Source organism: Pseudomonas sp. PS01297 (assembly GCF_029959305.1).
Lineage (GTDB): Bacteria > Pseudomonadota > Gammaproteobacteria > Pseudomonadales > Pseudomonadaceae > Aquipseudomonas > Aquipseudomonas helleri.
In genome coordinates this window covers 1-10,021 of the sequence record NZ_JASCPQ010000138.1, presented here as the reverse complement: position 1 = coordinate 10,021, position 10,021 = coordinate 1, and the positions used below count along the sequence as shown (strand labels likewise).

The 10,021-nt window shown below is 57.5% G+C and carries 9 protein-coding genes and 1 pseudogene; 2 read left to right on the top strand and 8 right to left on the bottom strand.

Annotated elements, in window-relative coordinates; translation table 11 throughout:
• Positions 1-89: 89 nt before the first annotated feature.
• The 7 genes from QMX84_RS24720 to QMX84_RS24690 form a co-directional block, all read right to left on the bottom strand.
• Entirely contained in the window at positions 90-407 is a 318-nt protein-coding gene (locus QMX84_RS24720; protein ID WP_048373793.1) for a DUF2388 domain-containing protein, read from the bottom strand.
• Positions 408-706: 299 nt separating this feature from the next.
• A complete protein-coding gene (locus QMX84_RS24715; protein WP_048373794.1) occupies positions 707-922 on the bottom strand; it encodes a DUF1127 domain-containing protein in 216 nt (71 codons plus the stop codon).
• A 318-nt stretch (positions 923-1,240) separates the two neighbouring features.
• Positions 1,241-2,731: an acetyl-CoA hydrolase/transferase family protein gene (locus QMX84_RS24710; protein WP_262125467.1), complete on the bottom strand. Its 1,491-nt coding sequence runs from the start codon at positions 2,729-2,731 to the stop codon at positions 1,241-1,243.
• A gap of 179 nt (positions 2,732-2,910) precedes the next feature.
• The gene (locus QMX84_RS24705) at positions 2,911-4,347 is read right to left on the bottom strand and encodes an NAD(P)(+) transhydrogenase (Re/Si-specific) subunit beta (RefSeq protein WP_282365020.1); all 1,437 of its coding nucleotides are present in this window, start codon (positions 4,345-4,347) and stop codon (positions 2,911-2,913) included.
• Positions 4,344-4,667 carry an NAD(P) transhydrogenase subunit alpha gene (locus QMX84_RS24700; protein WP_003438157.1) on the bottom strand — a complete coding sequence of 108 codons (324 nt, stop codon included), beginning with the start codon at positions 4,665-4,667 and terminating at the stop codon, positions 4,344-4,346. Before QMX84_RS24700 ends, QMX84_RS24705 begins: the two co-directional genes overlap by 4 nt.
• A gap of 11 nt (positions 4,668-4,678) precedes the next feature.
• Positions 4,679-5,800: a Re/Si-specific NAD(P)(+) transhydrogenase subunit alpha gene (locus QMX84_RS24695; RefSeq protein WP_282365019.1), complete on the bottom strand. Its 1,122-nt coding sequence runs from the start codon at positions 5,798-5,800 to the stop codon at positions 4,679-4,681.
• Between the two features lie 436 nt (positions 5,801-6,236).
• Positions 6,237-7,133: a LysR family transcriptional regulator gene (locus QMX84_RS24690; protein ID WP_153336000.1), complete on the bottom strand. Its 897-nt coding sequence runs from the start codon at positions 7,131-7,133 to the stop codon at positions 6,237-6,239.
• Between the two features lie 158 nt (positions 7,134-7,291).
• Between QMX84_RS24690 and QMX84_RS24685 the strand changes: the two genes are divergently transcribed.
• Together QMX84_RS24685 and QMX84_RS24680 are read left to right on the top strand one after the other, a co-directional pair.
• Entirely contained in the window at positions 7,292-8,473 is a 1,182-nt protein-coding gene (locus QMX84_RS24685; protein WP_048373804.1) for an acyl-CoA dehydrogenase, read from the top strand.
• A 14-nt stretch (positions 8,474-8,487) separates the two neighbouring features.
• A complete protein-coding gene (locus tag QMX84_RS24680) occupies positions 8,488-9,708 on the top strand; it encodes a CaiB/BaiF CoA-transferase family protein (RefSeq protein ID WP_262125465.1) in 1,221 nt (406 codons plus the stop codon).
• Positions 9,709-9,782: 74 nt separating this feature from the next.
• Here the strand turns inward: QMX84_RS24680 and QMX84_RS24675 are convergent.
• A pseudogene (locus QMX84_RS24675) lies at positions 9,783-10,021 on the bottom strand (hypothetical protein); the annotation flags it as partial.

The following is a 10,021-nucleotide window of genomic DNA, read 5'->3' as shown; positions in this document are numbered from 1 at the left end:
GGCTTGCTCGCGATAGCATAATAGCGCCCGTTCAGAGACACCATGTGGTCTGCATCGCGAGCAAGCCCGCTCCCACAGGTCACTAAGCATCAGATCGCGAGGATTGCCTGCGCCAGTTGGGCATCGCTGGCTTGCAGTTGAGGCGCTTGCTGGCGAATGGCGTCGAAGGCGCTTTCCAGTTTCACACCACGGATTGCCCCTTCGCTGGCCACAAAGCTGGCGGCGTCGTCACGGGCTTCGCGCACGATTTTGTTGTTGCGCAGCGAGCCGGTCGCGTCGGAGGTCAGGTCGGAGGTCGCTTTCAGGGCGCCCACGATGGCATCGGTTGTCACGAGAAAGCTGGAGGCGCTGGCGCTGGCAGCGAGTGTCAGCAAGGCGGCAGCGCTGAGCAGGCGAAGAGTGGGCATGGTGATACTCCAGAAGAGGGTCGTATAAAAATAGTCGGTTATAGGCGAATAGTAGGCGCAGGGCGGCGTGTCGCAAAGGATGTTTTGCCTTGCGGTGCAGACAGGATGCTCTGGATCAGGCTTTTTCGTGATTGTACTGGTCTATTCGTATTTTTATAAAACTGTACTTGTCATGCTTCTGGCGCTCAAAAATAGCCGCCCAAAACGACAAAACCCGTCGGCGGTTACCCGCGACGGGTTTTGTTTTTTCAATTCTGGGTGCTGGCGGTGGACCGATGGTCAGGGCCAGCGAGCGCTCGTTAGCGCCAGAACGGCTTGCTCAGCTCTTCGTAACGCTGTGCTTCGCTAATACCGGCATCAGCCAGAAGACGCGAGTCCAGGCGAGCCAATTGATGGCGGCTGGAGATACGGCGCTGCCACAACATCAGGTTGGCAAGTACGCGCAAAGGCATGGAAGCCTGGGTGTTTACAGCATTGCTTTCGGTGAACAGATCGGAACTGAGTGTACGTTCCATGATGGCATCCTTCCGCTTGTGGCGGCATTGGCTAGTGGTTTAACTGATGCCAATGATCCTCCTCTACGTCCAGACTCTGTAGATACAGTTCACCTGTATTGCGATGGGCCAGTTAACTGTTTATAGGCGCTGTACGGCCATAAACGAGCACAACTGTACCTGTCGGCACTAAGTTGGTGCGTTTCTAGTCATTTTTGTGGGAAGCGACCCTGATAAGGGTAAGAAATTACCAGTACAGCAGTACAGTTTTTGTCATGAAGGCATAAAAAAGCCGCCGCAGATAACAGTGTTTTCGACGGCGGCTGTCTAGCACGCGTGTTACGGCAGCATTTTCCCGGTTTCTTCCAGGTTGATGTGCCAGCTCAACGCCTCGCGCAGGATATGCGGGGTGTGGCCGCCAATGGCGCAGGCCTTGGTGAAGTAGTCATTCAGCGCTTCACGGAAGTCTGGGTGCACACAGTTGTCGATGATCACGCGGGCGCGCTCACGCGGCGCCAGGCCACGCAAGTCAGCCAGGCCTTGTTCGGTGACCAGGATGTCGACATCGTGCTCGGTGTGGTCAACGTGGCTGACCATTGGCACCACGCTGGAGATCGCACCGGCTTTGGCTATCGACTTGGTCACGAAGATGGCCAGGTGCGCGTTACGGGCGAAGTCGCCCGAGCCGCCGATGCCGTTCATCATCCGAGTGCCGCAGACGTGAGTGGAGTTGACGTTGCCGTAGATGTCGAACTCCAGCGCGGTGTTGATCCCGATGATGCCCAGGCGGCGAACGACTTCCGGGTGGTTGGAAATCTCTTGCGGGCGCAACACGAGTTTGTCTTTGTAGCGTTCAAGGTTGCCGAACACGTCGGAGTTGCGACGTTCAGACAAGGTGATCGAGCTGCCCGAGGCGAAGCGCATTTTGCCCGCGTCGATCAGGTCGAAGGTCGAGTCCTGTAGCACTTCGGAGTACATGGTCAGGTCTTCGAACGGCGAGTCGATCAGGCCGCACATCACCGCGTTGGCGATGTTGCCGATACCGGCTTGCAGCGGGCCGAGCTTGTTGGTCATGCGGCCTTCATCCACTTCTTTTTTGAGGAAGTTGATCAGGTGGAAGGCGATGCCGGCGGTTTCGCTGTCAGGCTCGCTCACTGTCGACGGTGAGTCAGGCTTGTTAGTGATCACAATCGCGACGATTTTTTCGGCCGGGATCGGGATGGCAGTGCTACCGATACGGTCATCGACTTTCACCAACGGGATTGGCGTACGGGTCGGACGGTAGGTCGGAATATAAATGTCGTGCAGACCTTCCAGGTTCGGGTTGTGCGCCAGGTTGATCTCGACGATCACTTGTTTGGCGAAAATCGCGAAGCTGGCGGAGTTGCCCACCGAGGTGGTCGGCACGATGTGGCCTTGCTCGGTAATCGCAACGGCTTCGATGACGGCGATGTCCGGCAGGGTGAGTTGCTTGTTACGCAGTTGCTCGACGGTTTCGGACAAGTGCTGGTCGATGAACATGACTTTGCCGGCGTTGATCGCCTTGCGCAGTGTGTTGTCCACCTGGAACGGCATGCGACGTGCGAGTACGCCGGCTTCGGTCAATTGCTTGTCGAGGTCGTTGCCCAGGCTGGCGCCGGTCATCAGGGTGATTTTCAGCGGCGAGTGCTTGGCGCGCTCGGCCAAGGCTTGTGGCACGGCTTTGGCTTCACCGGCACGGGTGAAACCGCTCATGCCGACGGTCATGCCGTCTTTAATAAGGGCGGCGGCTTCTTCGGCGCTCATAACCTTATCGTGCAGGGAGTTCAGGCGAATACGTTCACGGTACATGGATTGTTATCTCGGGCAACGGAAGCAAGATGCGCAGTCTATTCATTTTCAAAGCGCGGCGTCCCGCTACCATGGTCGAATGCCGCAGGCCGATTTAGAGCCTTTGGTCGGGATCAGTCAGAAATAAAAAACCCCGGCGAATTAAGTGCCGGGGTTCTCGGTGTTACCAGGCCGCGATGTTACTCGACGGCTTTGACCATATCTTCAATAACTTTCTTGGCGTCACCGAAGACCATCATGGTTTTATCCAGATAAAACAGTTCGTTATCCAGGCCCGCATAGCCGCTGGCCATGGAGCGTTTGTTCACGATGACGGTTTTGGCTTTATAGGCTTCGAGGATCGGCATGCCCGCGATGGGCGATTTCGGATCGTTCTTGGCCGCCGGGTTAACCACGTCGTTGGCGCCGAGCACCAGCACGACATCGGCCTGGCCGAATTCGGAGTTGATGTCTTCCATTTCGAACACCTGGTCGTAAGGCACTTCTGCCTCGGCCAGGAGTACGTTCATGTGGCCGGGCATACGACCCGCGACCGGGTGAATCGCATACTTGACGGTCACACCGCGGTGGGTCAGTTTTTCGGTCAGCTCTTTAAGTGCATGCTGCGCCCGTGCCACGGCCAGGCCGTAACCCGGAACGATGATCACGGTGTCGGCGTTGGTCAGCAAGAAGGTCGCGTCGTCAGCCGAGCCGGATTTAACCGGGCGTGCTTCTTGTGTGCCGGCAGGGCCGCCAGCGTCCGCTGCGCCACCAAAGCCACCGAGGATCACGTTGAAGAACGAGCGGTTCATCGCTTTGCACATGATGTACGACAGGATGGCGCCCGAAGAACCGACCAGCGAGCCGGCGATGATCAGCATCGAGTTGTTCAGCGAAAAGCCGATACCAGCCGCCGCCCAGCCCGAGTAGCTATTGAGCATGGATACCACGACGGGCATGTCGGCGCCGCCAATCGGGATGATGATCAGCACGCCCAGTACGAATGCCAGTGCCAGCATCAGCGCGAAGGCGTTGAGGTTGCCGGTGAGCATAAAGGTCACGCCCAAGGCCAGTGTCGCGAGGCCCAGCACCAGGTTGAGCTTGTGTTGGCCGCTGAACTGTACCGGTGCGCCCTGGAACAGGCGGAACTTGTATTTGCCCGACAGCTTGCCGAACGCGATGACCGAACCCGAGAAGGTGATAGCACCAATCGCGGCGCCCAGGAACAGTTCTAGGCGGTTACCGGCCGGGATGGCGTCGCCCAAGTGTTTGACGATGCCCAGCGATTGCGGCTCTACCACGGCGGCAATGGCGATAAACACCGCTGCCAGGCCGATCATGCTGTGCATGAAGGCGACGAGCTCTGGCATTTTGGTCATTTCGACGCGCTTGGCCATGATCGAGCCTGCGGTGCCGCCGATGAGCAGGCCCACAATCACATAGCCAATGCCGGTGGTCGCGATTTCAGCGCCCAGTTTGTACGCCAGCCCGATGGTGGTCAGCACGGCCAGGGCCATGCCGAGCATGCCGAACAGGTTGCCGCGACGCGAGGTGGTGGGGTGCGACAGGCCTTTAAGGGCCTGGATGAAACAGATCGATGCAACCAGGTAGAGAACAGTGACCAGGTTCATGCTCATGGCTTGCGCACCTCTTCTTTGGCTTTAGGTGCTTTCTTCTTGAACATTTCCAGCATGCGCCGGGTGACCAAAAATCCACCGAATACGTTAACGGCCGCCAAGGCGACGGCCAGGGTGCCCATGGTTTTACCCAGCGGAGTGACGGTGAGCGCGGCAGCGAGCATGGCGCCGACGATCACAATCGCGGAAATGGCGTTGGTCACGGCCATGAGCGGGGTGTGCAGTGCAGGGGTAACGTTCCAGACCACGTGGTAGCCGACATAAATAGCCAGCACGAAAATGATCAGGTTGTAGATACCGGGGGAGATGAGCTCTTCCATTGTTTTTATCCTCAGCCGTTTTTGCGCACAACTTGACCGTCGCGGCACATCAGGCACGCGGCGACGATGTCGTCTTCAAGGTTGATCTGGAACTGCCCTTCAGGGGTGAAGACCAGCTTGAGGAAGTCCAGCAGGTTGCGGGCGTACAGCGCTGATGCGTCCGCGGCCACTTCTCCGGCCAGATTGGTCGGGCCGACAATGATCACGCCGTTTTCGACGACTACTTGATCGGCCACGGTCAGCGGGCAGTTGCCGCCTTGGGCTGCAGCGAGGTCGATGACGACGGAGCCAGGCTTCATCTGCGCCACGGTTTCAGCGCTCAGCAGCACCGGTGCCTTGCGGCCGGGGATGAGTGCGGTGGTGATGACGATATCGGCTTGCTTGGCGCGCTCGTGCACGGCCTGGGCCTGGCGCTGCATCCAGCTGGCAGGCATCGGGCGCGCATAGCCACCCACGCCGACCGCGCATTCGCGCTCTTCGTCGGTCTCGTAAGGGACGTCGACGAACTTGGCGCCCAGCGATTCGATCTGCTCTTTTACCGCAGGCCGCACATCTGAGGCCTCAATGACCGCACCCAGTCGCTTGGCTGTCGCAATGGCCTGCAGGCCGGCAACGCCTGCGCCGAGAATCAGCACGCGGGCAGCTTTTACCGTACCGGCGGCGGTCATCAACATAGGCATGAAGCGCGGATAATGGTGGGCGGCCAGCAGTACGGCTTTGTAGCCGGCAATGTTGGCTTGGGATGACAGCACATCAAGACTTTGCGCACGCGAGGTGCGCGGGGCAGCTTCCAGCGAGAAGGCGGTGATCCCACGCTCGGTCAGTTTGGCAATGGTTTCATTGCTGAACGGGTTGAGCATGCCAATCAGCACGGCGGTGCTGTTGATCAAGGTCAGCTCGCTGTCGTTGGGGGCAACTACTTTAAGGATCAGCTCGGCGCCAAAGGCGTCTGTGGCGCTGCCAATAGTTGCGCCTGCGGCTTCATAGGCGCTGTCAGTCACGCTGGCATTAATACCTGCGCCGCTTTGAACAGTCACCTTATGGCCTTGGCCGATCAGCTTCTTGATGGTTTCCGGGGTTGCAGCAACCCGCGTTTCACCCGTTTGGGTTTCGAGAGGAACACCAATGTGCACGTCATATCTCCTGCGTGATCTTTTATAAGAAAGCCAGCGCACTACGGATGGTGCGACTGGGGCGGCCGATCAGCACGATCCCACCAAATATTGGGTGGGGCGCGGCATTCTGCTGGCGATTTTTGGGGCTTTCAAGAACTTATGAAGGGTGACGGATTTTTAACTACAAGTCATGCGGTGACCGAATGTCGCATCGGTCGGCTGTAGGCCTTTATTTATATGGCTTGTAGAGATTTAAGGCTGTTTTCGAGTTTTTTTCACATTTCTTTTGGTTATCGCTGCATAACTTTCAGAAATACCCTGCAGGCCGCGTGGTTACTGGCTTTCAGGTTTGTCCAGTTAGACTTAAGTCAAGCGTGCAAAATGGCGACATTTGCGTACATATGTAGTTGTTTTTTAAGTGTCACTACATTGTTTTTTTAGGATTCTAGTTTTCTCAAATCAAGCTGTAGGCCGCAGCCTGCTTGATCAGCCAGTCACGGAAGGCGTGTAGCGAAGCGGACTCAATTTTGCGTTCCGGGATCATTAGGTAGTAAGCCTTGTTGCTGGGCAGTGTGTGCGGGTTGGCAATAACCAGGCGTTTCTCGGCCAATTCGCGCTGAATCAGGAAGGGCGGGATCAGCGCGACGCCCATTTCGTGTATGGCGGCTTGGGCCAGCATCGAAAACAGTTCATAGCGCGGCCCGGTCATGTCGCGCGGCACGTTCATGTCTTGGGCGTTGAACCATTGGCGCCAGGCGTAGGGGCGGGTGGTTTGCTGGAGTAGGGGGAGTTCTGCCAGTGCCTTGGCGCTGAGGCTTTGCCGGTCGCCCAGCAGTGAAGGGCTGCACACGGGCAGCGGGTTCTCGCCCATCAGCCGGTGGGACGATGTGCCGGACCAGTCGGCATCGCCAAAGTAGATGGCGGCGTCGAAGTCGGTGTCGGCAAACAGGAAGGGGCGCGTACGGTTTGTCAGATTGACGGTGACGTCGGGGTGTTGTTGCTGGAAGTCCTTGAGGCGGGGCAATAGCCATTGCGTGCCGAAGGTGGGGACAACGGCCAGCTCAATGGTGTTGGCGCCTTGTTGCCCCATCACGGACAGCGTGTCGCGTTCGACGGCATCCAGTTGCGTCGCAACCCGGCGGCTGTAGGAAAGGCCTGCTTCTGTCAGTTTCACGCCCCGCTTGGAGCGTCTGAAGAGTTCTACACTGAGGAATTCTTCAAGGCTGGCGATCTGTCGGCAAATAGCGCCTTGGGTGAGGGACAGTTCGTGTGCGGCCTTGGTGAAGCTCTCATGACGTGCGGCCGCTTCAAAGCTGATCAGGGCGGTTGTGCTGGGGATCTTGCGGCGCATGTACGGCTTCCTCACTAAAGGTGATCAGAAATGGCCTTTCAGGCTGTCACGGAGTGAGAAATTATCACAACGGCGTGCTGAATCCTCGTTTGTACTCTTTATAGGGGGCGGCCTAGGATCGGCGCACGACATTTGATCTATTTCGCGAGGGTTCTTACATGGCGGGTAAAGCAAGCTTCAACTGGATTGATCCACTGTTGCTGGATCAGCAGCTCACTGAAGAAGAGCGCATGGTGCGTGACAGCGCTGAGCAGTTTGCTCAAGACAAGCTGGCGCCACGTGTTTTGGAAGCTTTCCGTCATGAACAGACTGACCCGGCGATCTTTCGCGAGATGGGTGAGACGGGCTTGCTAGGGGCGATGATCCCTGAGCAGTACGGCGGCAGTGGCTTGAACTATGTCAGCTACGGCTTGATTGCTCGTGAGGTTGAGCGCGTTGACTCGGGTTACCGCTCGATGATGAGTGTGCAGTCTTCCTTGGTCATGGTGCCGATCAATGAGTTCGGTACTGAGGCGCAAAAGCAAAAGTACCTGCCGAAGCTGGCGTCGGGTGAGTGGATTGGTTGTTTTGGTCTGACGGAGCCTAACCATGGTTCTGACCCTGGCGCGATGATCACTCGTGCGCGCTCGGTGGATGGCGGCTACAGCCTGACGGGCAGCAAGATGTGGATCACTAACAGTCCGATTGCCGATGTGTTTGTGGTGTGGGCGAAGGATGACGAGGGTGACATTCGTGGCTTCGTTCTGGAGAAGGGTTGGAAGGGCCTGAGCGCTCCGGCGATTCACGGCAAGGTTGGCTTGCGTGCGTCGATCACTGGCGAAATCGTGATGGATAACGTGTTTGTGCCACAAGAGAACATCTTCCCGGATGTTCGCGGTTTGAAAGGGCCGTTCACCTGCCTGAACTCCGCACGCTACGGCATCTCGTGGGGTGCATTGGGCGCTGCAGAGTTTTGCTGGCACACGGCGCGTCAATACACGCTGGATCGTCAGCAGTTCGGGCGGCCGTTGGCGGCGACCCAGTTGATCCAGAAAAAACTGGCGGATATGCAGACCGAGATTACGTTGGCCTTGCAGGGTTGCCTGCGCTTGGGGCGGATGAAAGATGAAGGCACCGCGGCGGTTGAGATTACTTCGATCATGAAGCGCAACTCGTGCGGCAAGTCGCTGGATATCGCGCGTATGGCGCGGGACATGCTGGGTGGCAATGGTATCTCCGACGAGTTCGGGGTAGCGCGTCACCTGGTTAACCTGGAAGTGGTGAATACCTATGAGGGGACGCATGACGTGCATGCCTTGATTCTTGGGCGTGCGCAGACGGGTCTTCAGGCGTTCTATTAACAGGAGCTTGGCTCATGGGTGCTTTATCGCATTTGCGGGTGCTGGATTTATCGCGAGTACTGGCTGGGCCGTGGGCTGGGCAGATTCTGGCGGACCTTGGCGCTGAGGTGATCAAGGTCGAGCGCCCGGGCAATGGCGACGACACGCGCGCGTGGGGGCCGCCCTTCCTTAAGGATGCTTATGGAGAGAGCACGGGGGAGGCGGCTTATTACTTGTCGGCTAATCGTAATAAGCAGTCGGTGACCATCGACTTCACCAAGCCTGAAGGGCAGCGCCTGGTGCGGGAGCTGGCGGCGAAGTCCGATATTTTGATCGAGAACTTCAAGGTGGGTGGCCTGGAGGCGTATGGGCTGGATTATGCGTCGCTCAAGGCGGTCAATCCGCAGCTGATCTATTGCTCCATTACCGGGTTTGGTCAGACGGGCCCGTATGCGAAGCGGGCTGGTTATGACTTCATGATTCAGGGGTTGGGCGGGCTGATGAGTCTGACCGGTCGGCCTGAGGGTGAGGAGGGTGCCGGGCCGGTCAAGGTTGGGGTTGCGCTCACGGATATTCTGACGGGGCTTTACGCGACAGTCGCTATTTTGGCGGCGCTTGCTCATCGTCAGCATGACGGGGGTGGGCAGCATATCGATATGGCGCTGCTGGATGTGCAAGTGGCGTGCTTGGCCAATCAGGCTATGAATTACCTGACGACAGGCGTGTCGCCCAAGCGCCTGGGGAATGCTCACCCTAATATTGTTCCTTATCAGGATTTCCCTACAGCCGATGGCGATTTTATCTTGACCGTGGGTAATGACAGTCAATTTCGCAAGTTTGCTGAGGTGGCGGGTCAGCCTGGCTGGGCGGATGATCCGCGCTTTGTCAGTAATAAGCAGCGGGTTGCCAACCGTGCTGTGCTGGTGCCGCTTATTCGCCAGGCGACTGTATTCAAGACGACGGCGCAATGGGTTGAGCAGCTAGAGGCGGTGGGCGTGCCTTGTGGGCCGATCAATGAGCTGGCGCAGGTGTTTGCGGATCCTCAGGTGCAAGCGCGGGGGCTGGCTTTTGAGCTTCCGCATGCGCTGGCGGGTTTGGTGCCGCAGGTGGGGAGCCCAATCAGGTTGTCCGAAACCCCGGTGGAGTATCGCAGGGCGCCGCCGTTGTTAGGTGAGCATACGCAGGAGGTGTTGGCGCGTGTGCTTGGGGTGACGGCGGTGGACTTGGAGCTTTTGCGGCAGTCTGGAGTGTTGTAGCTATATAGAGGGGGCGTTAGCCCCCTCTATATAGGTGTGTTTTTGGAGATATAGAAGTTAATTGATAGAGTCGCTCAATTAGCGCTTGACTCGCTGTTATAACGGCCTATAATTCGCACCACTTCCGGCGCAGTCGAAACGGAAAACTCCTTGAATATCAATGAGTTGGATGATTTTGACGATGCCAGCTTCAATTCATCGAAGCAGGAAATGAGGTGTTGACAGCAGCGTGTAACGCTGTAGAATTCGCCTCCCGCTAACGAGAGATCGAAAGCGCAAGTGGTTGATGTTACAAAGGAAACTTTGAAAACAT

What these genes read in the sequence shown, in the direction of transcription:
- QMX84_RS24720 (WP_048373793.1), bottom strand. Translation starts at nt 407, where the DNA reads ATGCCCACTCTTCGCCTGCTCAGCGCTGCCGCCTTGCTGACACTCGCT.
- QMX84_RS24715 (WP_048373794.1), bottom strand. Translation starts at nt 922, where the DNA reads ATGGAACGTACACTCAGTTCCGATCTGTTCACCGAAAGCAATGCTGTA.
- QMX84_RS24710 (WP_262125467.1), bottom strand. Translation starts at nt 2,731, where the DNA reads ATGTACCGTGAACGTATTCGCCTGAACTCCCTGCACGATAAGGTTATG.
- QMX84_RS24705 (WP_282365020.1), bottom strand. Translation starts at nt 4,347, where the DNA reads ATGAGCATGAACCTGGTCACTGTTCTCTACCTGGTTGCATCGATCTGT.
- QMX84_RS24700 (WP_003438157.1), bottom strand. Translation starts at nt 4,667, where the DNA reads ATGGAAGAGCTCATCTCCCCCGGTATCTACAACCTGATCATTTTCGTG.
- QMX84_RS24690 (WP_153336000.1), bottom strand. Translation starts at nt 7,133, where the DNA reads ATGCGCCGCAAGATCCCCAGCACAACCGCCCTGATCAGCTTTGAAGCG.
- QMX84_RS24685 (WP_048373804.1), top strand. Translation starts at nt 7,292, where the DNA reads ATGGCGGGTAAAGCAAGCTTCAACTGGATTGATCCACTGTTGCTGGAT.
- QMX84_RS24680 (WP_262125465.1), top strand. Translation starts at nt 8,488, where the DNA reads ATGGGTGCTTTATCGCATTTGCGGGTGCTGGATTTATCGCGAGTACTG.